Annotated in this window: 24 protein-coding genes; 19 read left to right on the top strand and 5 right to left on the bottom strand. The window is 62.3% G+C overall.

The annotated features are described in order from the left end of the window. Positions 1 to 95: 95 nt before the first annotated feature. The 4 genes from M2A_RS18160 (at position 96) to M2A_RS07525 (ending at position 2,818) form a co-directional block, all read left to right on the top strand. Complete coding sequence (locus M2A_RS18160) at positions 96 to 269, top strand: hypothetical protein (protein ID WP_158597094.1); 174 nt, start codon at positions 96 to 98, stop codon at positions 267 to 269. Positions 270 to 439: 170 nt separating this feature from the next. Then, complete coding sequence (locus M2A_RS07535; RefSeq protein ID WP_045445235.1) at positions 440 to 1,099, top strand: TetR/AcrR family transcriptional regulator; 660 nt, start codon at positions 440 to 442, stop codon at positions 1,097 to 1,099. Continuing rightward, a complete protein-coding gene (locus M2A_RS07530; RefSeq protein WP_045445233.1) occupies positions 1,096 to 2,127 on the top strand; it encodes a fatty acid desaturase family protein in 1,032 nt (343 codons plus the stop codon). Before M2A_RS07535 ends, M2A_RS07530 begins: the two co-directional genes overlap by 4 nt. Further along, positions 2,102 to 2,818, top strand: coding sequence for a class I SAM-dependent methyltransferase (locus M2A_RS07525; RefSeq protein WP_081875473.1), 717 nt, complete (start codon positions 2,102 to 2,104; stop codon positions 2,816 to 2,818). The genes M2A_RS07530 and M2A_RS07525 overlap by 26 nt, the downstream gene beginning before the upstream one ends. Positions 2,819 to 2,822: 4 nt before the next feature. On the opposite strand, the gene M2A_RS07520 is transcribed toward M2A_RS07525, so the two are convergent. Beyond that, positions 2,823 to 4,049 carry a citrate synthase family protein gene (locus M2A_RS07520; RefSeq protein WP_045445231.1) on the bottom strand — a complete coding sequence of 409 codons (1,227 nt, stop codon included), beginning with the start codon at positions 4,047 to 4,049 and terminating at the stop codon, positions 2,823 to 2,825. Positions 4,050 to 4,180: 131 nt separating this feature from the next. Between M2A_RS07520 and M2A_RS07515 the strand changes: the two genes are divergently transcribed. From M2A_RS07515 to M2A_RS07500, 4 genes are all read left to right on the top strand, one after another. Beyond that, positions 4,181 to 5,290 (top strand): citrate synthase, encoded by a 1,110-nt coding sequence (locus M2A_RS07515; RefSeq protein WP_045445229.1) that lies wholly within the window; start codon positions 4,181 to 4,183, stop codon positions 5,288 to 5,290. After that, complete coding sequence (locus M2A_RS07510; RefSeq protein WP_045445227.1) at positions 5,287 to 6,378, top strand: DUF2332 domain-containing protein; 1,092 nt, start codon at positions 5,287 to 5,289, stop codon at positions 6,376 to 6,378. Before M2A_RS07515 ends, M2A_RS07510 begins: the two co-directional genes overlap by 4 nt. A 99-nt stretch (positions 6,379 to 6,477) precedes the next feature. Next, positions 6,478 to 6,945 carry a MarR family winged helix-turn-helix transcriptional regulator gene (locus M2A_RS07505; RefSeq protein WP_197052872.1) on the top strand — a complete coding sequence of 156 codons (468 nt, stop codon included), beginning with the start codon at positions 6,478 to 6,480 and terminating at the stop codon, positions 6,943 to 6,945. A 12-nt stretch (positions 6,946 to 6,957) separates the two neighbouring features. Beyond that, positions 6,958 to 7,740, top strand: coding sequence for an enoyl-CoA hydratase-related protein (locus M2A_RS07500; protein WP_045445221.1), 783 nt, complete (start codon positions 6,958 to 6,960; stop codon positions 7,738 to 7,740). 13 nt (positions 7,741 to 7,753) lie between these two features. On the opposite strand, the gene M2A_RS17255 is transcribed toward M2A_RS07500, so the two are convergent. Beyond that, positions 7,754 to 8,359: a DUF6101 family protein gene (locus M2A_RS17255; protein ID WP_052379291.1), complete on the bottom strand. Its 606-nt coding sequence runs from the start codon at positions 8,357 to 8,359 to the stop codon at positions 7,754 to 7,756. A gap of 269 nt (positions 8,360 to 8,628) precedes the next feature. Here M2A_RS17255 and M2A_RS07490 point away from each other — a divergent pair, with 269 nt between their 5' ends. From M2A_RS07490 to M2A_RS07450, 9 genes are all read left to right on the top strand, one after another. Continuing rightward, the gene (locus tag M2A_RS07490) at positions 8,629 to 9,027 is read left to right on the top strand and encodes an MAPEG family protein (protein WP_045445218.1); all 399 of its coding nucleotides are present in this window, start codon (positions 8,629 to 8,631) and stop codon (positions 9,025 to 9,027) included. 107 nt (positions 9,028 to 9,134) lie between these two features. Next, the gene (locus tag M2A_RS07485; RefSeq protein WP_045445215.1) at positions 9,135 to 10,472 is read left to right on the top strand and encodes a TldD/PmbA family protein; all 1,338 of its coding nucleotides are present in this window, start codon (positions 9,135 to 9,137) and stop codon (positions 10,470 to 10,472) included. Then, positions 10,459 to 11,277 carry a 3'(2'),5'-bisphosphate nucleotidase CysQ gene (locus tag M2A_RS07480; protein WP_045445212.1) on the top strand — a complete coding sequence of 273 codons (819 nt, stop codon included), beginning with the start codon at positions 10,459 to 10,461 and terminating at the stop codon, positions 11,275 to 11,277. The genes M2A_RS07485 and M2A_RS07480 overlap by 14 nt, the downstream gene beginning before the upstream one ends. Before the next feature lie 113 nt (positions 11,278 to 11,390). After that, on the top strand, positions 11,391 to 11,621 hold the full coding sequence (locus M2A_RS07475) for a DUF4170 domain-containing protein (protein ID WP_045445209.1): 231 nt from the start codon (positions 11,391 to 11,393) through the stop codon (positions 11,619 to 11,621). A gap of 169 nt (positions 11,622 to 11,790) precedes the next feature. Then, positions 11,791 to 13,740, top strand: a complete 1,950-nt coding sequence (locus tag M2A_RS07470) for an ABC transporter ATP-binding protein (protein WP_081875464.1) — start codon at positions 11,791 to 11,793, stop codon at positions 13,738 to 13,740. A gap of 2 nt (positions 13,741 to 13,742) precedes the next feature. Further along, complete coding sequence (locus M2A_RS07465; protein ID WP_045445206.1) at positions 13,743 to 14,507, top strand: lysophospholipid acyltransferase family protein; 765 nt, start codon at positions 13,743 to 13,745, stop codon at positions 14,505 to 14,507. A 6-nt stretch (positions 14,508 to 14,513) separates the two neighbouring features. Next, complete coding sequence (locus tag M2A_RS07460; protein ID WP_045445204.1) at positions 14,514 to 15,815, top strand: 3-deoxy-D-manno-octulosonic acid transferase; 1,302 nt, start codon at positions 14,514 to 14,516, stop codon at positions 15,813 to 15,815. Beyond that, positions 15,808 to 16,854 (top strand): tetraacyldisaccharide 4'-kinase, encoded by a 1,047-nt coding sequence (gene lpxK, locus M2A_RS07455; RefSeq protein ID WP_045445202.1) that lies wholly within the window; start codon positions 15,808 to 15,810, stop codon positions 16,852 to 16,854. The genes M2A_RS07460 and lpxK overlap by 8 nt, the downstream gene beginning before the upstream one ends. Positions 16,855 to 16,926: 72 nt before the next feature. After that, positions 16,927 to 17,823, top strand: a complete 897-nt coding sequence (locus M2A_RS07450) for a lysophospholipid acyltransferase family protein (RefSeq protein WP_045445200.1) — start codon at positions 16,927 to 16,929, stop codon at positions 17,821 to 17,823. A gap of 6 nt (positions 17,824 to 17,829) precedes the next feature. Here the strand turns inward: M2A_RS07450 and M2A_RS07445 are convergent, their stop codons facing one another. The 3 genes from M2A_RS07445 to xseA all read right to left on the bottom strand — a co-directional run bounded on the left by M2A_RS07445 (position 17,830) and on the right by xseA (position 20,410). After that, entirely contained in the window at positions 17,830 to 18,669 is an 840-nt protein-coding gene (locus M2A_RS07445) for a M23 family metallopeptidase (protein WP_081875461.1), read from the bottom strand. Next, on the bottom strand, positions 18,666 to 18,872 hold the full coding sequence (locus M2A_RS07440; RefSeq protein ID WP_045445198.1) for a DUF2093 domain-containing protein: 207 nt from the start codon (positions 18,870 to 18,872) through the stop codon (positions 18,666 to 18,668). Before M2A_RS07440 ends, M2A_RS07445 begins: the two co-directional genes overlap by 4 nt. A 77-nt stretch (positions 18,873 to 18,949) precedes the next feature. Beyond that, complete coding sequence (gene xseA / locus M2A_RS07435; RefSeq protein WP_045445196.1) at positions 18,950 to 20,410, bottom strand: exodeoxyribonuclease VII large subunit; 1,461 nt, start codon at positions 20,408 to 20,410, stop codon at positions 18,950 to 18,952. A 140-nt stretch (positions 20,411 to 20,550) separates the two neighbouring features. Between xseA and purD the strand changes: the two genes are divergently transcribed. Both purD and M2A_RS07425 read left to right on the top strand, forming a co-directional pair. Then, positions 20,551 to 21,837 carry a phosphoribosylamine--glycine ligase gene (gene purD / locus M2A_RS07430; protein WP_045445193.1) on the top strand — a complete coding sequence of 429 codons (1,287 nt, stop codon included), beginning with the start codon at positions 20,551 to 20,553 and terminating at the stop codon, positions 21,835 to 21,837. A 32-nt stretch (positions 21,838 to 21,869) separates the two neighbouring features. Further along, positions 21,870 to 22,964 (top strand): phosphotransferase family protein, encoded by a 1,095-nt coding sequence (locus M2A_RS07425; RefSeq protein ID WP_045445190.1) that lies wholly within the window; start codon positions 21,870 to 21,872, stop codon positions 22,962 to 22,964. The last annotated feature ends 371 nt before the right edge of the window (positions 22,965 to 23,335 follow it).

Here is a 23,335-nt window from a genome sequence, read left to right as displayed (position 1 = left end):
GCCCTTGCGGTATGTTGCGGCGCATCTTATATGCTGCATTGCAACATGCCGCTCTAGCCAGCGGCTTAGAGACATCAAACAGAGAGAGGTGTGCCATGTTCAGAGAATGGCTCCATGGCGCCGCCATCGCCGCCGGGTTCTTTGCCGGCCTTCCCTATTGGCAGGCCGCTGCGGACACCCAAGACCGCGGCGCCGCGCCCAAAGGCAAAACCGAAGCGCCCCAGCGCGAAGATGGGGCCGGGTTTATCCCCGCCCTTGCCGCCGACTGATCGCTGCCCTTTCCGGGCTGCCTTCGCCCCATGGGCATATAATCCTGAACCCCGGTTCACATCTGAGCCGGGGTTTTTCGTGCCCGGGCAGTGAACGCTGTTTCATTCATTGCCATTTTTATTCAAGCGAACTACCATTCACCGGATTTCAGGTGAATGGAGGTTCAGTCTTGGCTTATCGCAGAACCGAGGCGGTCGCCCAGCGGCTTGCGGAAAACCGGCGGCGGATCATCAATGCCGCCCGCGAACTCGTGCTGGAAGGCGGCTTTGCCAGTGCCCAGATGGCGCCGGTCGCCGAGCGGGCGGGCCTGGCCACCGGCACGCTCTACCGCTATTTCTCCGCCAAGGACGAGCTTTGCCTGCAGGTCTTCCGCGAGGTCTCTGCCCGCGAGATGAGCATTTTGAACGCCATCGCCTCCAAAACCGCCCCGGCCCCGACGCGCCTTGAGCAAGTGGTGCGCACTTTCGCCACCCGCGCCATTCGCGGGCGCCGGCTTGCCTATGCGCTCCTCGCCGAGCCCGTGGACAATGCCATTGCCGAAGAGCGCTGGCGCTTCCGGCGCACCCATGCCGATATTTTCACCCGTGTGATACAAGACGGGCTGGAAGAGGGAAGCTTCGAAGTGGCCGATGCGCGCCTTGCCGCAACCTGCATTGCCGGCGCGGTGCCCTCCGCACTGATCGGCCCGCTCGCCCCTGAAAGCCACGAGCTTGACGGCAACGGCGATCACGTTATCGACGCTATCGTACAATTCTGCCTGCAGGCGGTCGGCTATCAGGGCAAGATGACCGGCCAGGGTCTTGCCAAGGATCAAAGGGTGACAGCATGAGCACGGCACGCATCAATACAAGCGAGCTTCTGAGCCCCTCCCAGCTTGCCGAAGTGCGCAAGCGCTCGAACCTGCGCGGCATCTGGCTCGTCCTTCACGCCTGGGGTGTGATCTTCGGCTCCATGGCGCTTTTCGTCTGGATGCCCAATCCCCTCACCTTCCTCCTTGCGGTGATGCTGATCGGCGCGCGCCAGCTCGGCCTTGCCATCCTCATGCATGACGGGGCGCACGGGAACCTGACGGAAAACCCGAAGCTCAACATGTTTCTCAGCCAATGGCTCTGCGCTTACCCCATGGGCGCGGAAACCATGGCCTACCGGCGCTATCACCTGCAGCACCATATGAACACGCAGCAGGAAAACGACCCGGACCTCATTCTCTCCGCGCCCTTCCCCATCACGAAGAAGAGCTTCCGGCGCAAAATGATCCGTGACCTGACGGGTCAGACGGGCTACCAGCAGCGCAAATCGCAAATCATGAATGCGCTCGCCCTCGGCGGCCAAGGCAAGGAGATGAGCGCCAAGGAACGCGCCCTCCACTATTGGAACAAGCTCGGCCGCGCCACGCTCGCTCAAGTCATCCTCTTTGCCATTCTGGCGGCAAGCGGGCACTGGTATCTTTATTTCGCGCTCTGGGTCTTGCCGCTTCTCACCTGGCATATGGCAATCACGCGGGTGCGCAACATTGCCGAGCACGCCATGGTGCCGGACAATGACGATCCTTTCCGCCAGGCCCGCACGACGCTGGCAGGCCCCCTGGCGCGCGCCTTTATTGCGCCTTACTGGGTGAATTACCACGTCGAGCATCACCTTTTGATGTGGGTGCCCTGCTACAACCTGCCCAAGACGCGCGCCTATCTCATCGCCAATGGCTATGGCGATAAGATGGAAAGCAAAAAGAACTACCTGGACGTGCTGCGCATGGCGACCTCGCGCCCGGATGACGAAGACGGGCCGGGCAAACTCGTGCATAATGCGCGCCGCCGGGTGGCCGGCACGTTCGATGAAGGATTTTCAAGTGCCAATTGAGGCCGAACAAGACACAGAACAAGCGGCGGGACGGATTGGCGATCCCGCCGCTTTTATTTTACGCGAGACGGAACTGCTCACCCCGCCGCTGATCCCGGAAGTCACGCTGCATCTGGCAAGCGACTGCCTGCCGCTTTGGGAACTGACGGAAGAAGAGCTGCTGGAACAAGGCCTGCCGCCGCCCTTCTGGGCCTTCGCCTGGGCAGGCGGGCAAGCGGTCTCGCGCTATATTCTCGATCATCCGGAAACCGTGCGCGGCAGGCGCGTGCTCGATTTCGGCTCGGGCTCCGGCCTTTGCGCCATTGCCGCGCTGAAGGCGGGGGCGGCGGAGGTGCTCGCCGCCGATATTGACGTCTTTGCCTATGAAGCGATCCGCCTTAATGCAAAAGCGAACGGCGTTACGCTCAGCGCCACTCGCGCAGATCTCGTCGGCACGCCCTGCGCGGACTGGGACACAGTGCTGGTCGGCGACATGTGCTACGAGCAGCCGCTTGCAGGGCGCATCGAGGTCTGGCTGCGCGGGCTGATGCGCGAGGGCAAGCAGGTCCTGATCGGCGATCCGGGCCGCACGTACCTGCCCAAAGAAAACATCGAAAAGCTCATTTCCTATGCGGTCAAAACCGACCGGCGCCTAGAAGACCTCGATGTGAAAAACACCGCCGTCTGGCAGCTGGTGGAAGGGGCGTCGTGAACGCTCACCCCTTCGGCGCGGGGCCGGTGTAAAGGGCGCGGGGGCGGATGAGGGTGCGCTCGCGCATCTGCTCGCGCGCATGGGCGGCCCAGCCGATGGAGCGGCCCACCGCGAAAAGGCCGATGCCGGCAAGAGCGGGCAGTTTCAAAAGATGGGTGAGGATGGCAAGGCCGTAATCGATATTGGGCGCAACACCCACGGCCTTTTGCACGTAAGCGGGCACCTCGCGGGTGAAGAAGGTTTCGCCGAGTTTTTCTTCCACCGCCTCGAGCAGCACTTTGGCGCGCGGGTCCCAGCCCCGGTAGATGGTGTGGCCGAAACCGGCAAAGCGCTCGCCCGCCGCCGCCTGCTCGCGAATCTCGCTCAAGACCTCGCCGCTCTTCATCAGCTTTTGCAATTGCAGCGCGGCGCGCGCCGAGGCCCCGCCATGCAGCGGGCCTTTGAGCGCGGCAAGCGCGGCAATGGTGCCGTCATAAAGGCTCGCGCCCGTGGAAACCGCGCAGCGCAGCGTGAAGGTGGAAGCATTGAGCTCATGATCGGCGAGCAGCACCAGCGCCATGCGCACGAGCGCGCGGCCTTTTTCATCGAGCCCCCAGGCATCGCCGAACTGATCGTGAATGGGCCGCGCTGAAAGCGGCCCGCCCGAGACAAGCGCCGCCATAAGCCGCGTGATACGGGCGGCGGCAAGGGCAAGACCCTGGTCGGTGCGGTTATAGGCCCCTTCATCCGCCGCGCCGGCCAGCGCCAGCACCGCCATGCAGCGGTCGATGGGATGAGCGTCTTTTGCTTCATCGGCCAGCAGCTTCAGCACCGGCACCTGCGGCGGCAGATTGTCTTTGGCAAAAGCATCGTAATCCGCTGTCTGCCAGAGAAGGCCCGCCGCGCTTTCAAGGCTCGCATGGCGGGCAAGCTCGCCCGCATCGACGCCCCGGTAATAAAGCCCGCCTTCCGCGATGAGCGAAATGTCGGAGGCGAGCACCGGCTGGGCCGCGGAGAAAGCTGTGACATGGCGCGGGCGCTTTTCCGCCTTGCCGGGCGGGGCGCGCCGCTCGGCAAGGGCGCGCACATCCTCGGCGCGGTAGCGCTTCGCCCGGGCGCCGGGCACGGGCTCGGAGCGGATCATCCCCCGGCTCACATAAGCGTAAAGCGTGGCGGGTGAGACGCCGAGCTCCGCCGCCGCCTCGCGGGCAGAGAGATAAAGGACCGAGTCTTCCGAGCTGTCAGCGCTCATCGCAGAAATCTTTATATTGATTAGCTTAATCAAGATTGATCATACCCATAAACCCTCCCAGATTCGATGGCAAGCGGCCGGTCTTTCCGGCGCCCCAACACCTCGCCACATCGCCACTTATGGAGGGTTTCATGAACACGCACCTCTCATCTGCCTCCCCCCTTACCGGGCTTGAAGGTATTCCCGCCGCCGAAACGGCGCTGAGCCGCGTCGACGGCCAGGCGGGCCGGCTCATTCTCTGCGGCGCGCATCTGAAGGATTTCACCGCCGCCCACACATTCGAAAGCGCGGCAGCAACTTTCTGGGGGGAGGCTCAGGCCCGCCCGGCGGAAAGCGCCGAAGCCGTCCGCGCCGCGCTTGGACGCGCGCGGGAGGAGGCTTTCACGCGCCTTGCCCCGTTCCTTCCCGCCTTTGAAGGCTTGAGCACCTCTGAAGCGCTGCGCCTCGGCCTTGCCGCGATGAAAGGCAGCGAAAAGAGCGCGCCGCATCTTGCCGTCACCGGCGCGGTGCCCGTCATTCTTGCCGCCGCTTTGCGTCTGCAGGAAGGCAAAGCCCCGCTTGCCCCCGATGCGGGTAGCGGCCATGTCGCCGATTTCCTCCGTATGCTGACAGGGGAGACACCCGCGCCTGCGAGAGAAGAAGCGCTCACCACCTATCTCGTCACGGTGATGGATCACGGCATGAATGCTTCGACCTTCACCGCCCGCGTCATCGCCTCCACACAGGCCGGCATCGACTGGGCCGCGCTCGGCGCTTATGCCGCGCTCACCGGGCCGCTTCACGGCGGGGCGCCCGAACCCGTTCTCAATATGCTCGATGCGATCGGCACGCCGGAGCGGGCGGAAAGCTGGATCGCGGAGGCCCTTGGCAAGGGCGGACGGCTGATGGGCTTCGGCCACCGCATCTATAAAGTGCGCGACCCGCGCGCCGATGTGCTGAAAGCCGCGCTTGAAAAACTCAAACCATCGGGCGAGAAACTGGCGCTCGCCCGGGCCGTCGAAAAAGCCGCCCTTGCCGCCCTCAAAGCGCGCAAGCCTGACAGGCCGCTTGAAACGAATGTGGAGTTCTACACGGCCATGCTGCTCGACGGGCTTGCCATGCCGCGCAGCGCCTTCACGCCCCTCTTTGCCATGGGCCGGATCGTCGGCTGGACGGCCCATGCGATGGAGCAGCAGCGCATCGGCCGCCTCATCCGCCCCGCCTCGCTTTACACCGGCCGGGAACCAGAGGAGGCCGCATGAGTACGGCTTTGGAAACCAACAAAAACAAAGAGCGCCTTTCCGTGCCGGAACATTTTGCCAAGCAGGCCGCGGCTTGCGAGGCGCTGGGCTCGCCCTTCACCGGGCGGGTCTGCCGCCTGCTCCCTTCTCTTTTGAGCCGCAAGAGCGCCTTTGGCACTAAAGTGCTGGGCTGGAGCGCGGAAGAAGGACGCGATCCTGCCGCCGATGCTCTGGCGCTGCGCGCGGCAGGGGCTTTCCATGCGCTGCGGCGGGCGGGCAGCGCCGTGCTGCAAGAGGTCTATCCGCCGAAGAGCGCGGACGATGCCGCGCTCAAGTCCGCGCTTGAGGCGGCGATAGAAGCGGAAGACGCTTTCCTCACGGCCTGGCTCGAAAGCGCGCCGCAGACGAATGAAGTCTCCCGGTCGAGCGCGCTGCTTGGCGGGGCGCTTCATATCGCCGAGAAAACCCGCCTGCCCCTCGACATTTACGAGATCGGTGCCAGCGCGTCGCTCAATCTTTCCTTCGACCGCTATGCTTACGAGCTTGAAACGCCGGAAGGCATGCACCGCCGGGACGGCGCCTTGCCCGTTACCATCACCTCGCGCTGGGAAGGACCGCTGCCGCCGCTCGGCGCCCCGCTTAAAATCGGCGCGCGCCGGGGCTGCGATCTCAATCCCCTGCCCGCCTCGGATGTTAAGGCGCGCGAACGCCTGCTCTCCTACATTTGGCCGGATCAGACGGCACGCCTTGCACGGATAGAAGCCGCGCTGAAAGCGACCGCTGAAGCGGGCCTTGAGGCGGACAGAGCGGATGCAGCGGCATGGATCGCAGAGTATTTTTCAACGCCCGGTGAGAGCGGCCGCGTGCGGCTTCTCTTTCACACCATTGTCTGGCAATACCTGCCGCAGAAAACGAAAGCTGAGATCGAAAAGATCATGAAAGGCGCCGCAGAGCAGACAAGTAATGACGCGCCTCTTGCCTGGTTTTCCATGGAAGCCGATGCGAAAGACGCAAGCTCCGCCGCCCTTCGCCTCCGCCTCTGGCCGCAGGGTACCGACACCGAAATCGGCCGCGCCGATTTCCACGGGCGCTGGGTGCGGTGGAACTGATTCATTCTGCTCCCCCTGATCTTTTCGGCGCCCATTGACTCCTCCATTTAATTCACCTATGTACAATTTACTTCATACGTGAATTAAATGGAGCGCCGGTTGAGCCCGCCCCGCCTGTTTCATCTGATGCATCTCGCCCATCACACGCTTTTCAAGGAAGCGGACCGAAAGCTGATGGAAAAGCTCGGCATCAGTTCGGTGCAGATGAGCGCGCTTTTCATCATCAAGGCAAACGATGGCTGCCTGATGAGCTATCTGGCGGGTGCCATGCGCATGAACCGCTCGGCGGTAACGACACTCGCGCAGCGGCTGGAAAAAGCCGGCCTCGTGCGGCGTATGGCGGATACCGAAGACGGGCGCGCCACGCGGCTTTTCATCACCGCCGAAGGAAAGCGGCTCGTGAAAAAAGGCGGGCCGGAAGTTCAAAAAGCCAATGCGGAGCTTCTGGCAGGCCTCAGCGCCGAGGAAGCCCGGCTCATCGAAACCTTTCTTCTGTCCATCATCGAACGCGGGAGCGGCGGCAAAAGCGCGCCGCTGCCTGCCGCTCTCTCTTCCCCCTCAGCTTAAGGAGTACGCCCCATGACACAGGCTTGCGAGCATTTGAGCCAGGAGCTCAGCGACGGCATTTTGACCCTGACCTTCAATCGGCCGGAAAAGAAAAACGCTTTGACGCAGGCGATGTATGGCGCGGCCGCCGATGCCATCAACGCCGCGCAGGACGACAAGAATGTGCGTGTCATTCTGCTGACCGGCGCGGGCGATGCCTTTACGGCCGGCAACGACATTGCCGATTTTGCCGGCGCGGGCAGCGCGCCGCGCGACGGCGAGCCGCCGGTCGCGCGGTATCTCAAGGCCATTCTTTATTGTGAAAAGCCGCTCATCGCCGCAGTGAACGGGCTTGCCATCGGCGTCGGCGTGACCATGCTTTTGCACTGCGATCTTGTTTATGCAGGTGAAGCTGCGACGTTCCAGACGCCTTTCGTCAATCTCGGCCTTGTGCCGGAAGCGGCCTCCAGCCTCCTCTTGCCGCGCGCCATCGGCACGCAAAAGGCAAATGAGATGTTCCTTCTCGGGCGCAAAGTCGGGGCGGAAGAAGCCGAGCGCATCGGCCTTGTCGCGGCCACGGTGCCGGACGCGGAGCTGATGAAAACCGCCCGCGCCGCCGCCAGCGCTCTTGCCGCCAAAGCGCCGGGCGCGGTCAAAGCCACAAAGAAACTTGCCCGCGGCGAACTGGCTGAAATCGCCGCGCGCATGGACGGCGAAAGCAAGATATTCGGCGCGCAGCTGCAAACGGCCGAATTCGCCGAAGCGGCCTTAGCCTTCGCGGAAAAACGCGCGCCGGATTTCACGAAGGTCGCGTAAGGCGCAAATCGGCTCAGTAAGCGTGCGGGCGGGTGCCGGTCACCAAACGGTCGGGCCAATAGCGCCCGCGGCCGGTATAGCCGAAGGAAAGGGGGCGGCGGGCGGAAAGCGCGCTTGCCCTTTTATGCGGCTGGGGCTCGCCGAGAAAGACGCCCCCGAGTTTGGGATCGGCCAGGCGGGTTTCCCCGCTTCTGTCTTCCACGAGGGCGGGAAGGCCGAGCTCCTTCGACCAGGAACGCCAGCGCGCCGAAGCGTCGGCCCCGTCGAAAGACACATGAAGCAGCACGTTTTTGGCGGCATCGGGATGAATAAGCTCGACGATGATGACGGGCTCTTTCGTCTCCCCGCGCCGGTAGGCCACGCGGATGGAGACGCCCTTATAGCCGCGGGTGCTTTCCCGCCAGGTCCAGACACCGAAAAGCGGCGATGAATCGTTCACCACCACCATGTCCCGGTAGATCGCGGCATAGCGGATGAAGCCGGCGGCGCGGCGCGGCAGATCCTGCGCGGGCCCTGCCGTGTAAGCGGGCATGAGATAGGGATCGGCGTCGATTTCGCCATCGCGCCAATTCCGGCGGGCCCCGGCCCGTGTCATGTTTTTCGTCCACCAATCGCTCATGCCTCCAGCCTAGGCGGGCAAGGTTTGCGAGGAGTTAACTTTTTCGCCGCTTTGCAAATTTCTCCCGATTTTCCGGGGATTTGCCGGGGATTTGCCGGGGATTTGCCGGGGATTTGCCGGGAGCCTGCCGGGAACCTGGAAAACAGCCGCGCCATCGTCCGCCGCCCCGCCCCGGGCCGGGCCGTGATAAACTTTTATCCGGCACAAACGAATCAGCCCGGTGAAAGCGCCGGGCGCAAGGGGACGGAGATTTCTCCGGGAGGGACAAAATGACAGCTTATGCATTGCAGATGCTCGGCCTTTATGCCGGGCTCAACATTCTTCTCAATCTCATTCTGGCCTACCGCGTTTCATCGAACCGGGTGCGCGCGAAAGTCATGACCGGCACGGGCGAGGATAGCGGGCTTTACAATGCCAGCCGCGCCCACATCACGAATGTGGAATATACGCCTATCGGCCTGATCGGCCTTCTCGTCGTCGCCTCGCTCGGCGCCTCGATCTGGGTCATTCACGGGATCGGCGTGCTGTTGACCCTCGGCCGTCTTCTTCACGCAATCGGCGTCTCGCGCACCTCCGACAGCTCGCCGCCGCGCCTTGTCGGCACGCTTTTGACCTGGGTGGCGCTGCTCGTCGCCGGGCTCGGCTGCCTTTATTACGCTTTTATTTGAGTACCAGCGCGCAATAGCGGCATTTCAAGCGCCCGATTTTGAAACCCGGCCCCCGCCCTATATAAGGACGGGGGCTATTTCGTCCGGCCCCCTTCTCAGGAGCTTTCATGTCCACACAACCTCTCGACATCGTTCACCATCTGGTCAAAGCCGCCCGCGCGGCCGGCGCGGATGCCGCCGAGGCCGTTCTCTTCGAAAGCACATCTCTTTCCGCCTCCTGCCGTCTCGGCAAGGCAGAAGACATCGAGCGTTCGGAAGGGCGCGATCTCGGTCTTCGGGTTTTCGTGGGCGAGCGCCAGGCGGTTGTCTCCTCCACCGACTTTCTGCCCGAGACCTTGAGCGCGCTGACCGAGCGCGCCGTCGCCATGGCCAAGGTCGCCCCGCCCGATCCTTATTGCGGGCTTGCGGGCAAGGAGCTTCTGGCCACCGCCTTTCCCGATCTCGAGCTTGACGATGGCAGCGATGTGCCCGCCGAAACCTTGATGGAGACGGCGCTGCGCGCGGAAGAGGCCGCCCTTGCCGTAAAAGGCGTGACGAATTCGAGCGGCGCCGGGGCAAGCTTCGGGCGCGGCTCCGTCTATCTTGCGACAAGCGCGGGTTTCACCGGCTCTTATACGGGCAGCACGCATTCGCTTTCCGCTTCCGTCCTTGCCGGGGAAGGCACGGCGATGGAGCGGGATTATGATTTTTCCTCCGCCCGGTTTCTGGAAGACCTGGAAGCGGCAGAAGAAATCGGCAGGCGCGCGGGTGAAAAAGCCGTGCGTCGGCTCGGTGCGCGCAAGGTCAAATCACAAGCCGTGCCCATCATCTACGATCCGCGCGTCAGCAACGGTTTGCTCAGCCATTTCGCCGGGGCGATTTCCGGGGCAAGCGTTGCGCGCGGCACGAGCTTTTTGCAAAAGAAGATGGGCGAGGCGGTATTTGCCAAGGGTGTGCGCATTATCGACGATCCCTTGAAAAAACGCGGGTTGCGCTCCAAGCCTTTCGACGGTGAAGGCGTTCAAACCACGCGGCAGGCCATTGTCGAAGACGGGGTTTTGAAAACCTGGCTGCTCGACATTTCCACCGCCAAGCAGCTCGGGCTGAAAAGCACGGGCCATGCAAGCCGCGGCACGGGCGCCCCGCCGTCCCCCGGCCCCACCAATCTTTATATGGAAGCGGGCACGCTTTCGCCCGAAGAGCTGATCGGCGATATCGAAAACGGGCTTTATGTGACCGAGATGATCGGCATGGGCGTCAATGGCGTCACCGGCGATTATAGCCGCGGCGCGTCGGGCTTCTGGATCGAGAAAGGCAAGCTTGCCTATCCGGTGAGCGAGATCACCGTTGCCGGCAATCTGAAAGAGATGTTCGCGCACCTTACCCTTGCCAGTGATCTCACCTTCCGCTACGGCATGAACGCGCCGACTCTGCGCATCGAAGGAATGACCGTTGCCGGGAACTGATCAGCACACCGCCCCTAATGAGCGGGCGGAGGATCACGCGCTTTTATGCAAGGCCGTGCGCGAGGCCGGCGCCTTGGCGCTGACCTATTACAAGGCCGATGCCAAGCATTGGGAAAAGAGCAAGGGCGATCCGGTCAGCGAGGCCGATCTTGCGGTCAATGCGCTCCTTGCCGAGCGGCTGCAAGACGCACGGCCGGGTTACGGCTGGCTCTCGGAGGAAACCGAAGACGATGCGCGCCGCCTGACGCGGACCCGCGTCTGGGTCATCGATCCCATCGACGGCACCCGCGCCTTCATCAAAGGCAAACCGCATTTCACGATTTGCGGCGCGCTGGTGGAAGAAGGCCGGCCCGTTCTCGGCGCGGTCTTCAATCCGGCGATGGACGAGTTTTTCGAAGCGGTGTCGGGCGGCGGTGCGCGGCTCAACGGCGCGCCCATTCAGGTGAGCGCCTGCGACGCGATAGATGGCTGCCGCATGGCCGCCTTCGGACCGATGTTCAAGCACCCGGCCTGGCGCGAGCCCTGGCCGGAGATGGAGATCGTGGACCGCAATTCCGTTGCCTACCGCCTCGCGCTTGTCGCCTGCGGGCAGGCGGATGCCGCCATGGCGCTCAACCGCAAGAACGACTGGGACATTGCCGCCGCCGATCTCTTGATCCACGAAGCAGGCGGCAAGGTCACCGATCATCAGGGCGCCCCGCTCATCTATAACCGGGAAGACACGAAGCACCGCAGCTTCATTGCCGCGGGCCCCGCCCTTTATCAGGCGATCATCGCGCGGACCGGCAAGATCACGCTTCCTTAAGGCGAAGGGCTTATCCCTCCAAGAGTGCAAGGCTCAGGCGAATGCCGGATGCCAGTCCCGCGCAAACATGGTAAATTCAGCGCTCCCCTTAAGATGACCGGCGAGGTTCTTTCATGAGCGACGACAAACAGCTTCTCCATCTCGTCTTCGGCGGCGAGTTGTCGGACCTGCAAGGGGTGACGTTCGAGGATGTGAACAAGCTCGATGTGGTGGGCATCTATCCCGATTATGCCAGCGCCTATAACGCCTGGAAGGACGTTTCCCAGAAAAACGTGGACAGCGCCCGCACCCGCTATTTCATCGTGCATCTGCATAAGCTGCTCGATCCGGAAAACGACCATTAAACCGCCCGGCACTGACAAGCGGCGGCACCAAAAAGTGATTATGCTGCCTGATCTTAAGGTCCATGCCGGGTGACGGCCCCAAAGCCCCGTGATATGGTCGCGCGCACCTTGAAAGGGCTCTTTTCCGGCCCGGCAGAGAGCGCGAACGGGCAAAGACGCAGGTACGAACGTGGGTAACGACGTGGTTGAGAATGCGGGCCAGAATGCCGGCAAGACGGCAGGCAGGGACGAGGCAAAAGAGCTTTCGGCTTTCGCCGCCGCCCGCCGGGTCGCGGCCCAGTATCTTTACCCCTACCGCTGGCACATCCTGACCGCCGTTGCCGCCAATATCGTGGTGGGCGCCGTCGGCCCGGCCCTGCCCTTTCTCCTGCAGCAGACCATCGATCTGCTTTTCGTCGCCGATCCTTCCACCGATCTGAAGATCGACGTGCCTTTCGCAGATAGCGGGCTGACGGAGGATATGTCCTTCGGCTCCTCGATGGATGTGCTTCCCTATATCGCCGGGGCCGCCGCTCTCATCATGGTGGTGCGCGCCTTTGCGACCTACATCTCCAACATCTTCATGGCGACGATGAGCCAGAACATGATTGCCGCTTTGCAGCGCAATCTTTTTCAAAAGCTCGTCTGGTCCGATCTCGGCTGGGTGCAGCAAACCCATTCGGGCCGTTTCATCTCGATCTTCCTGAACGATGTGACGCGGCTTGAGTCCGCCATGTCGCAGACCATCGTCAACATGACGCGCCATCTGATCATGCTTGTCGGCCTTCTGGCCTACATGATCTATCTCGACTGGCTGCTTACCATTCTTGCCACCTGCGTCGGCCCGCTCATAGTCGTCTTCCTGCGCCGCATCGGCAAACGCACGCGCAAAGCGACGACGAAGAACCTCAATGAGACGGCAACGCTTTCCTCGCTGATTTCCGAAGCCTTGAAAGGCATCCGCGTGGTGAAAGCCTATGGCCAGGAAAGTCATGAGACGGACCGGGCGCAGGCAACGATCCTCAAAGTCCTCGAACACCGGATGAAAGCGGTACGCGCGCGCGCCGCCGCAAGCCCGCTGACGGAAGCCTTTTCCGGTCTCGGCTTTGCCGCCGTCATTTATTATGCGGGCTATCAGGGCGGCACGGGCGCCATGACCTCGGGCGAGTTCATGGGTTTCGGCTCGGCGCTGCTGCTCGCCTATCAGCCGCTCAAAGCCGTGGCGAACCAGGGCACCGTGATGCAGGAAGGGGCGGCGGCTGCCTCGCGCATCTTCCCCGTGCTTGATGAAAAAGCCGAAATCGCCGATATGCCGGGCGCGGCGCCGTTGAAAGTCAGCTCCGGGGAAATCCGCTTCGAGAATGTCTCCTTTCATTACCGGGACGGGACCGAGGCGCTTCACGCCGTCGATATCGACGTGCCCCATGGCAAAACCGTCGCGCTTGTCGGCCCCTCGGGGGCGGGCAAAAGCACGATCCTCAATCTCGTGCCGCGCTTTTATGACACCTCAAGCGGGCGGGTTCTCATCGACGGGCAGCATGTGCGCGATGTGACGCTTTCAAGCCTGCGGGACGCGAGCGCGCTCGTCACGCAGGAACCCTTCCTCTTCGACGATACGATCCGCGCCAATATCGCTTACGGCGTGCCGGATACTTCACAAGAGGCGATCGAGGCCGCTGCCCGCGCCGCCGCCGCCCATGAGTTCATTCTCGCCCTCAAAGACGGCTATGACACCGTGGTCGGCGAAGGCGGCTTGAAACTTTCCGGCGGCCAGCGCCAGCGCATCGCCATTGCCCGCGCCATGCTCAAAAATGCGCCCATTCTGCTGCTCGATGAAGCAACCTCCTCACTCGACACCGCCTCCGAGCAGCAAGTGCAGGAAGCCTTGAGCACGCTGATGAAAGGGCGCACGACGCTCGTCATCGCGCACCGGCTTTCCACCATCATGCATGCGGACCGGATTTATGTGATCGATGGCGGGCGCGTGCTCGAGCAAGGCACCCATAGCGAGCTGCTTGCCAAAGGCGGGCTTTATGCGGAGCTTTATCAGACGCAATTCGCGCAGGATGACGGCAGTGAAACGCAAACGCCCGCAGACGTGCCGCTGAAAGGCACAGAACAAGCTGCTGCCGGAGAATGAGCATGTCTCCCTTGAAGCGCCTTGTAAAAAGCAGTGCCTTCCAAAGCACGGCGGCCTTTATCGCCGCGTTCTATATCCGCCTCGTGCGCTATACGAGCCGCTTCATCATCCGCCGCCCGGATGTGCCCGAACGCTTCTGGAAGAACAATGAGAGCTTTATCTGCACCACCTGGCACGGGCAGAACATGCTCACGCCGCCCTTCTGGCACAATTGGCGCGAGCTTGCGATCCTCGTCTCCCGCTCCAGCGACGGGGAAATTATCGCCCGGCTGATGCACCGCCTCGGCCTTTCGACCATTCGCGGGGCGGGCGTGCCGAAAGGCGCAAAGAAAAAACCTAAGAACAAAGACAAAGGCGGCGCGGTTGCCTTGCGCGGCATGGTGCGGGCGCTGCAAAACGATGTTTCCATCGGCATGACGGCGGACCTGCCGCCCGGACCCGCCCGCCGCGCAGGCGAAGGGATCGTGGCGCTGGCACGGCTTTCCGGCCGGCCCATCGTGCCCATCGCCGTTACGACAAAAGCGCGCATCGTGCTCAACAATTGGGACCGCTATCAGATCAACCTGCCTTTTTCCAAAGGCGCTTTTGTGTGGGGCGAGCCGATCTATGTGCCGGGCGATGCGAGCGGCGAGGCTTTGGAAGAGGCCAGAAAGAAAGTGGAAGAAGCGCTGAATGCCGTCACCGAAGAAGCGGACAGACTGGTCGGCCGCCGCAGCGAAACACAGCCCGCGGCCGGCGCGCCCTCTTCCCCGCGCAGCGCCGGATAGCTGCCCATGACGACACCTTTTCCGCTCAGGCTCTACAGCGCCGCTGCAACCGCCCTGCGTCCTGCCGCCCCGCTTTTACTGGCGCGCCGGGCCGCGCGCGGCAAGGAAGACAGCACGCGCATCGGCGAGCGGCGCGGACGCGCATCGGCGAAGCGGCCCGAGGGCACATTGCTTTGGCTGCATGGGGCAAGCGTCGGCGAATCTCTTTCCATTCTGCCGCTGATCGACATTCTTCTCGCAAGCCGCGCGGATCTCACAATCCTTGTGACCTCCGGCACGCTGACCTCCGCGCAGCTGCTGGCCGAGCGGTTGCCGGAACGGGCGATCCATCAATTCGTGCCGCTCGATGCCCCGGCCTATGCACGCCGGTTTCTCGATCATTGGAAGCCGGATCTTGCGGCGTTCGTCGAATCGGAGCTTTGGCCGAACCTCATCCGCGAAGCGGCAAAACGCGACATTCCGCTCGCCCTGGTCAACGGGCGGCTGTCGCAGAAGTCGCTGGAAGGCTGGCAGCGCGCGCCGCAAAGCGCCGAAACGCTGCTTGGCGCCTTTGCCGCCATCATGGCGCAGGATGAAAAAAGCGAGGAACGCTTCGCCGCTCTTGGCGCGGGGAATGTCACGCAGCCCGGCAATCTGAAGTTCGATGCGCAGCCCCTGCCCTTCGATGAAAAGAAGCTGGAAAAACTGCAGGAGGCAACCCGCGAGCGCCCGCTTTGGCTCGCCTCCAGCACCCATGAGGATGAAGAGCTTCAAGCCGGGCAAACGCATCTCGATTTGAAAGCCGCTTTCCCGGATCTTTTGACCATCATCGCGCCGCGTCATCCCGCCCGCGCCCATGAGATCCGCGCCCAGCTTGAAGCGCTTGGGCTCAGCGTTGCCCAGCGCAGCCTCGAGCGGCTGCCGCGCGAGGAAACCGACATTTATCTCGCCGATACGATGGGCGAGCTCGGGCTGTTTTACCGGCTCTGCCCGCTCGTCTTTATGGGCGGCTCTTTAATCCCCCATGGCGGACACAATCCGCTGGAGCCGGCGCGCCTCGGCGCGGCGCTGCTCTTCGGCCCGCATATGTTCAACTTCACGGTGCTCGCCGGGCATTTGCTGGCGCAAGGCGGGGCGCTCGAAGTCCAAGACCGCACGGCGCTGACGGAGACACTCGGAAATCTTTTGCAAGCGCCGGATGAAGTCGGCGCGCGGGCCGAGCAGGCGCATAATGCCGCTTCGCTTCTGGGCGGGGCAAGCATGCGGGTCGCGCACCAGTTACTTGCCTTGATGCCGGAGGGGTCGGCGCGGGAGCGGCCTCATGCGTAGCCCCTCCTTCTGGTATCCGCCGAAGGGCGCTACGCCTCTTGCCGCCCGGCTTCTTTCCCCGCTCGGCTGGCTTTACGCCCGCGCCGCCTTTTTCAAACAGCGTTTCAGCGCGGGTGAGCGCATCGGCATTCCGGTTATTTGCGTCGGCAATGTCACGGCGGGCGGGGCGGGCAAAACACCGGCAGCGCTTTTTCTCGCCGAACGGCTGAAAGCCATGGGCGAGCACCCGCATTTTCTCAGCCGGGGCTATGGCGGCACGCTTGAAGGCCCGCTCCGCGTCGATCCTGCCCGCCACAATGCAGCGGAGGTGGGCGATGAGCCGCTGCTCCTTGCAAACGAAGCACCCTGCTGGATCTCCGCCGACCGGGTGAAGGGCGCGCGGGCCGCCGAAGAGCAAGGTGCAAGCGTCCTCATCATGGATGACGGCTTTCAAAATCCCTCTCTCCAAAAAGACCTTTCCTTTCTCGTCATCGACGGGGACGCAGGCCTTGGCAACGGCAAGGTGATGCCCGCCGGTCCCTTACGCGAAACCTATGAAGCGGCGCTCGCGCGCGCCGAAGCCGTCATCATCATCGGCGCAGGCGAGCCCGGCAGAGGCCCGGCAGAAATAGCGGAACGTGCGGGCCTTGCCGTTTTCAGCGCAAAGCTGCAGCCGGGCAAGGCAGAAGCCGCCGCGCTTCGGGGCCAAAAAACCGTCGCCTTTGCCGGGATCGGGCGGCCGGAAAAATTCTTCCGCACCCTGGAGGAAATCGGCGCGGACATTCAGAGCCGGCATGGCTTTCCCGATCACGCGCCCTACAGCCAGAAAGACCTGGACGGGCTTTCTAAGGAAGCCGCGCGCCTCGAGGCCGTGCTGGTGACGACGGAGAAAGACGCCGTGCGCTGCCGCGGCCTTTCCCTTTCCCGGCTCATGACCTTGCCCGTCCGGCTTGAAGTGGCGGGCGAAGACGGCATCGACGCGCTGCTCGACGCGGCGCTGAAGAAGGCGCGCACCGATCACACTTACGTGCCTTTCGCCGCGCCTGGCGATCCGGCTTAACGCGGACAATCGCCTTCGCTTGGCGAACTTGCTATAAGCTCTCATTCACCAGGAAAGAGGAGGAGCGCCCGCGTGGCAGGCAAGGCATTCAGGCATAAATTGGAAGCGTTGGCACTGAAAGCCGCGCTCGGGCTTTTCGGCGCCCTGCCGCTTGAACGCGCTTCGGGTTTAGGCGCCTTCATTGCCGGTACGCTTGGCCCGAGGCTCGGCGTGACGAACCGCGCCCGCGCTAATATGGCCCGCGCCATGCCGGAGCTTGAGCCTGCCGAGCGCGAGGTGATCATCAAAAAGATGTGGCGCAATCTCGGGCGCACGATCGGTGAATACGCGCATCTGCATGAATTTCAGCTGCCCGCCCGCCGCGACAAGCTCGGCCTTTCGGGCACGGAAAACCTTTCCGTCATGGAAGAGCGCGGCAAAGGCGCGATTTTCATTTCCGGCCATTTCGGCAATTGGGAAATCGCCCCCCTGATCGGCCGGCTTTACGGGCTGGAAGGGGCGGAGATTTACCGTCACGCCAACAATCCTTATGTCGATGAATGGATGGTCGGTTTAAGAGCGCGCGCCATTACGCCGCTGCAAATTCCCAAAGGCGCGAAAGGCGCGCGGGAAATCCTGAAAGCGCTGAAAGAAAAGAAGTCGCTCTACATGCTCGTCGATCAGAAAATGAACGAAGGCCTGGAGACGACGTTTTTCGGGCACAAAGCCATGACCACCGCCGCGCCGGCCGGGCTTGCCGTGCGCTACGGCGTGCCGATCTATCCCATCTCTTTCCGCCGGTTGGGCGAGAGCACGGGTTTTGCCATGAAGGTTAACCCGCCGATCCTTGCCGATGAAAAAGCCGACACGTTCGAGGAGATCGCCCGCATCACGCAGGCCATGAACGATTTTCTGGAAGGGGAAATCCGCGCGCATCCCGAGCAATGGTTCTGGCTGCATAACCGCTGGCCGAAACACCCCAAAGCTTAAAGGCGTTTATTCTTCCGGCTGCGGACCCAAAAGCAGCTGCGGGTCCACATGGGCATTGCGCCAATACATGCGCCAATCAAGATGCGGGCCCGTCACGCGCCCCGTCGCGCCGACCCTGCCGACCACGTCGCCCCGCTCGACCTTCATGCCGGTCTTCACATCGACGCTGCTTAAATGCATGAGCACGGAAATGAGCGAATGGCCATGGTCGATGAAGATAAGCCCGCCTTCAAAATACATATCAGGTTCGGCTAGGCGCACGGTACCGGCCTGCGGTGCGCGCACCAGCGCCCCCTCGCCCGCCGCAATGTCCAGCCCGTAATGGGGACGGCGCGGCTCACCATTATAAAAGCGCTGGCTGCCATAGACCCCGCTAATGGGCCCGGTCACCGGCCAGATGAAATCTCCGGCAAAATAATCGAGCGGCGTGTCCTTGACCCGCGCCTTGCGCTTCTTCACGGCATCGGCGCGAATGCGGGCCAGCGTTTCGGGCGGCGGGCTCACATATTTGCGCGCCACGCCGTTTACATGCTGGATGTCATAATCGCGCGGCGCGACGGCAATCTCTTCACGCGCGGCGGTGCCGTCGGCAAAACTGGCTTCCAATATCGCAGGTTCCGTCCGGTCCCGGTCGAAACCGAAAACGAATTTGCCGTCCGGTGTTATGGGGATGGGGTTCCCGTCAAGGCTGAGCATGGTGCCCGCCGGCGCTTGTCCGACAATGAGCCCACCCTGCATCCGTTCACCGCGTAAAGTCAGCTCACCGGCAACACCCGCAGAGGACATGCCGGCCAAAGCGTAAAGCGTAGCAAGCAGGATTTTGGGCAAGAGCGCAGTGCGGCTCATTTTTCGGTGCCTGCCACTTCCAGATGCCGTTTCAGCGAGGCTTCGGCATCGGCATAAGGTTCCTGCAGCGCCACGCTCCAGTACTTCAATTCGGACAAGGGAATTTTCCGGCCCGTCACCTTGCAGGTGACGAATGCGCCGCGCCGCACGATCCGGAATTCACCGTCGCCGTAAACCAGTTCCGCTTCGCCTTGCGTGTCCATCTCTTCATCTCCTGTCCGGCGCGCCGCTCATACGCACTCCTTAATATAACTCAACCTCTATCCCATGAGAGGCGCCGTCAAAGCAACGAGCCCTGTTCCGGCTTTTTGGGTTCCGGCTTTTTGGGCGGGGATTTCTTCTGAGCCGGCGCCTTTTTCACTTTGGGCGCCGCCCCCTCGCCCGCCACGATCACGCCGAGGCGGTCATCACCTGCAAATTCAAGCTCGAGCGGCACGCCGCTACTCAACCCGGCGGAGCCGCGCACGGGCTTGCCCTCCCCGTCGCGCACCAGCGCGAAGCCGCGGCCGAGCACATTCTTATAGCTAAAGGACTCAAGCAGCCGTCCCGTCTGATCCAGCTTGCGGCGCAGGTCTTCCAGCCGCCGCGTCTCGGCATTTTGCAGCCGCTGGCTCATATCTGCCGTGCGGCGCGTGCCTTCCAGAAGCCGCATCTCGATGAGCTTGCCCGTGAGCCGTCCTTCGGTCTTGTGAAACAGCGCCTCTTTGGCGGCCACTGCACTCATCAGGCTGCGGGTCAGGCGCTCGCTTGCATGATCGAGGCGCTGTTCGGGCAATGCAAAAAGGTCCTGCAGACGGGGCAGCCCGCGGGCAAGCCCTTCCACTTGTGCGCGGCCTTGTTCGAGAATGCGCGTCTGCGCGCGAAAAAGCCGCTGCGCCCGCTCCATCACCTGTGCCTGAAGCTCCGCGCGCACGGGCACGGCCATTTCCGCCGCTGCCGTCGGGGTCGGCGCGCGCCGGTCGGCGGCATAGTCGATCAGCGTCGTATCCGTCTCATGGCCGACGGCAGAAATCAGCGGAATGCGGCTTGCCGCTGCCGCGCGCACCACATTTTCCTCATTGAACGACCACAGATCCTCGATCGAGCCGCCGCCGCGCGCGACGATCAAAAGATCGGGCCGTGGCACGGGGCCTCCGGGTTCCAGCTTGTTGAAACCTTCAATCGCCGCCGCCACTTCCCCTGCCGACTGCTCGCCCTGCACACGCACCGGCCAGATCAGCACATGGCGGGGAAAGCGGTCGTTCAGCCGGTGGAGAATGTCCCGGATCACCGCGCCCGATGGGCTCGTCACTACGCCGATCACATCCGGCAAAAAGGGCAGCGGTTTCTTGCGTTCCGGCGCAAAGAGCCCTTCGGCGCCGAGCTTTTTCTTGCGCTCTTCCAGCAGCGCCATAAGCGCGCCGACACCAGCCGGTTCCATCTGCTCGATCACGATCTGATAGCGCGACTGGCCGGGGAAGGTTGTGAGCCGGCCCGTAACGATCACCTCCAGCCCCTGCTCCGGCTTGATTTTGAGCCCCGGCACCACACCCTTCCAGATGACGGCGGACAGCACCGCCCTGTCGTCCTTCAGGTCCAGATAAACATGGCCGGAGCCCGGCCGGCTGACCCGGCCCACCTCGCCGCGCACGCGCACATGGCCGAACGTGTCTTCCACCGTCCGCTTGATGGCGGCCGAAAGCTCGGAGATTGTCAATTCGAGCAGGTTGCTGGCGGGCGGCGGGCCGGAGGCTTGAGACACGGAAAATCCTAATATTATCAGATTCTTACATGATACCGGCTGGTTTGTTTGCCGGAATCGCACCCCATGTTACAAGGAAGCCCACAGAAGCCAAAAAGAAGAGGCTCCGCGCCTTCCTTCAAGAAGAAAAGGTCCCTTAGATGAAGGTCCTCGTTATCGGTTCCGGCGGGCGGGAGCACGCGCTTAGCTGGGCGATTGCCAAAAGCCCCCTCCTGACCAAACTCTATTGCGCGCCGGGCAATGGCGGCATGGCCGGGGTCGGCGAATGCGTGGACCTGAAGCCGATGGACTTTACCGCCATTTTAGATTTCTGCCGGGCAGAGGCGATCGACTTCGTGGTGGTGGGCCCGGAAGACCCGCTTGCCGGCGGGCTGGTGGATGTACTGAATGAGGCCGGGATCAAAAGCTTCGGCCCCAGCAAGGCGGCCGCCCAGCTTGAAGCGTCGAAAAGCTATACGAAGGACCTTTGCGCGGAGTTCGGCATCCCCACCGCCGCCTATGCGCGCTTCGAGGCGCTGGAACCTGCCCGTACTTATCTCAAAGAAAAAGGTCTTCCCATCGTCATCAAGGCGGACGGACTGGCCGCGGGCAAAGGCGTGATCATTCCTGAGACCATGGAAGAGGCGGAACAGGCGCTGGAAGAAATTTTCGGCGGCAAGTTTGGCGACGCGGGCGCGCAGGTCGTGATCGAGGAATTCATGACCGGCGAGGAGGCGAGCTTTTTTGTCCTCGCGGACGGGACTGTGGCGCTGCCGCTTGCCACCGCTCAGGACCACAAGCGCGTGGGCGACGGCGACACCGGTCCCAATACCGGCGGCATGGGCGCTTATTCCCCCGCCCCCATCATGACGCCTGAGATGTGCGAGCGGGTGATGCGCGAGATCGTGCAACCGACCCTCGATGCGATGGCCAAGCGCGGCACGCCCTTCAAAGGCGTGCTTTTCGCCGGCCTGATGCTGACCGATGAAGGTCCGAAACTCGTCGAATATAATGCCCGCTTCGGCGACCCGGAAACGCAAGTACTGATGCTGCGTCTGAAATCCGACATTCTGCGCGCACTTATCGCCTGCCATGACGGCACACTGGGCGGTATCTCGCTCGACTGGCATGATGAAGCGGCGCTGACCGTGGTGATGGCGGCCAAGGGCTATCCGGGCGATTATGCCAAGGGAACGGAAATCCGCAGGCTGAGCGAAGCGGGCGCGGAAAAGGATGTCGAGATTTTCCACGCGGGCACGCAGTTGAAGGACGGCAAGATCCTGGCGAACGGCGGACGCGTGCTCAACGTCACCGCGCGCGGGCAAAGCGTCTCGCAGGCGCGGGACAAGGCCTATGAAGCCATCGGCAAGATCGATTGGCCGGACGGTTTTTGCCGGCGCGACATCGGCTGGCGGGCCATCGAACGGGAAAAAGCATCCAATAAATAAAAATACGTCACGCTTACATCAGGGAGAGAGACATGAGCGAGCAAGGGGCAGCAAGCCGTCAGGAAATGTTTTCCGGCACGAAGGAAGTACTGGACAAACACAAGTTCGATGAAAAGCGCCTGGCTGATTACATGGAGGCCCATGTAGAGGGCTATGAAGGGCCGCTTGAGGTGCGCCAGTTCAAGGGCGGGCAATCGAACCCGACCTATCAGCTCGTCACACCGAAAAAGAAATATGTGCTGCGCCGCAAGCCGCCGGGCAAGCTGCTTCCTTCCGCCCATGCCGTGGACCGGGAATATAAAGTCATCAGCGCGCTTTACGGCGCAGGCTTTCCCGTCGCGCGCACCTATTGCCTTTGTGAAGATGAAAGCGTCATCGGCACGATGTTCTACATTATGGACATGGTGGAAGGGCGCATCCTCTGGGAACCGCTTCTGCCGGGCTATGAGCCTTCTGAGCGGCGCGCCATTTACGAAGCCAAGATCGACACGCTCGCCAAGCTGCACATGATCGACTACGAAGCGATCGGCCTTGGCGATTTCGGCAAACCCGGCAATTACTTCGCCCGGCAGATTTCCCGCTGGTCCAAACAATATGTCGCCTCCGAAACCGAAACGGTGACGGAGATGAACAAGCTGATGGAATGGTTGCCGGAGAACATCCCCAATGACGATGCAACCAGCATCGTCCATGGCGATTACCGGCTCGACAATATGATCCTGCATCCGACCGAGCCGAAAGTGATCGCCGTTCTGGACTGGGAGCTTTCGACGCTCGGCCATCCGCTGGGTGACTTCACCTATCACCTGATGCAATGGGTGATGCCAAGCGGCGGCAACAGCCCCGGCACACAGAGCCTTTCGAATGCGGACCTGCCCGCGCTCGGTATTCCCACACGCGAGGAATATACGCAGATGTATTGCGAGCGCACGGGCCGCAAGAATATCGAGAATATCGATTATTACTTCGCGTATAACTTCTTCCGCCTTGCGGGCATCCTGCAGGGCATTGTCGGGCGCGTGCGCGACGGCACGGCCTCGAATGAGAACGCCGCGCAGAATGCGGCGCAGGTGCGCCCGCTTGCCGAACTTGGCTGGCATTACGCGCAGCGAGCCGGCGCAAAGTAAAACCAAAAATCGCAGATCGCAAAAAATTTGCCCTCGAAGCGTGCGTTTCGAGGGCATTTTTTCATCTCTACAAAGATTAATAGATTCTGAATCTGTAATAAAAATCAGACATTTAGTTTGCGATCTGAAAATTTGCAAGACGCAACAAACGCCGCAAATCCGCGAAAGTTCCAGACCCTCCGCACAGGGAATTTTTTCGGCACCTACAATCTTGTAGCCAACAAAATTTTCCTGCTAAAGAGTCTTCCATGAGGGGAGCTGCACGGTGCAGCTGGGGCATGGAAAAGCTTCCAGAGATGGAAGCGTAACGTGAGGCGTACGGGACCGCCCTGCCATGAGGCACGGCGAACTCACGGTACGCAGCGGAGGAG

It is taken from the genome of Tepidicaulis marinus (assembly GCF_000739695.1).
Lineage (GTDB): Bacteria > Pseudomonadota > Alphaproteobacteria > Parvibaculales > Parvibaculaceae > Tepidicaulis > Tepidicaulis marinus.
The sequence above is the reverse complement of the archived record's forward strand: the minus strand, read 5'-3'. Positions and strand labels throughout refer to the sequence as shown.

Bases quoted from the DNA above. Each gene is read 5' to 3' on its own strand.
- M2A_RS07515 (WP_045445229.1), top strand. From the start codon at position 4,181: ATGAACACGCACCTCTCATCTGCCTCCCCCCTTACCGGGCTTGAAGGT.
- M2A_RS07445 (WP_081875461.1), bottom strand. From the start codon at position 18,669: ATGAGCCGCACTGCGCTCTTGCCCAAAATCCTGCTTGCTACGCTTTAC.
- M2A_RS07530 (WP_045445233.1), top strand. From the start codon at position 1,096: ATGAGCACGGCACGCATCAATACAAGCGAGCTTCTGAGCCCCTCCCAG.
- M2A_RS07510 (WP_045445227.1), top strand. From the start codon at position 5,287: ATGAGTACGGCTTTGGAAACCAACAAAAACAAAGAGCGCCTTTCCGTG.
- lpxK (WP_045445202.1), top strand. From the start codon at position 15,808: ATGCGTAGCCCCTCCTTCTGGTATCCGCCGAAGGGCGCTACGCCTCTT.
- M2A_RS07475 (WP_045445209.1), top strand. From the start codon at position 11,391: ATGAGCGACGACAAACAGCTTCTCCATCTCGTCTTCGGCGGCGAGTTG.
- M2A_RS07490 (WP_045445218.1), top strand. From the start codon at position 8,629: ATGACAGCTTATGCATTGCAGATGCTCGGCCTTTATGCCGGGCTCAAC.
- M2A_RS07465 (WP_045445206.1), top strand. From the start codon at position 13,743: ATGTCTCCCTTGAAGCGCCTTGTAAAAAGCAGTGCCTTCCAAAGCACG.
- M2A_RS07425 (WP_045445190.1), top strand. From the start codon at position 21,870: ATGAGCGAGCAAGGGGCAGCAAGCCGTCAGGAAATGTTTTCCGGCACG.
- M2A_RS07500 (WP_045445221.1), top strand. From the start codon at position 6,958: ATGACACAGGCTTGCGAGCATTTGAGCCAGGAGCTCAGCGACGGCATT.
- M2A_RS07440 (WP_045445198.1), bottom strand. From the start codon at position 18,872: ATGGACACGCAAGGCGAAGCGGAACTGGTTTACGGCGACGGTGAATTC.
- M2A_RS07520 (WP_045445231.1), bottom strand. From the start codon at position 4,049: ATGAGCGCTGACAGCTCGGAAGACTCGGTCCTTTATCTCTCTGCCCGC.
- M2A_RS07485 (WP_045445215.1), top strand. From the start codon at position 9,135: ATGTCCACACAACCTCTCGACATCGTTCACCATCTGGTCAAAGCCGCC.
- purD (WP_045445193.1), top strand. From the start codon at position 20,551: ATGAAGGTCCTCGTTATCGGTTCCGGCGGGCGGGAGCACGCGCTTAGC.
- M2A_RS07525 (WP_081875473.1), top strand. From the start codon at position 2,102: ATGAAGGATTTTCAAGTGCCAATTGAGGCCGAACAAGACACAGAACAA.
- M2A_RS07460 (WP_045445204.1), top strand. From the start codon at position 14,514: ATGACGACACCTTTTCCGCTCAGGCTCTACAGCGCCGCTGCAACCGCC.
- M2A_RS17255 (WP_052379291.1), bottom strand. From the start codon at position 8,359: ATGAGCGATTGGTGGACGAAAAACATGACACGGGCCGGGGCCCGCCGG.
- M2A_RS18160 (WP_158597094.1), top strand. From the start codon at position 96: ATGTTCAGAGAATGGCTCCATGGCGCCGCCATCGCCGCCGGGTTCTTT.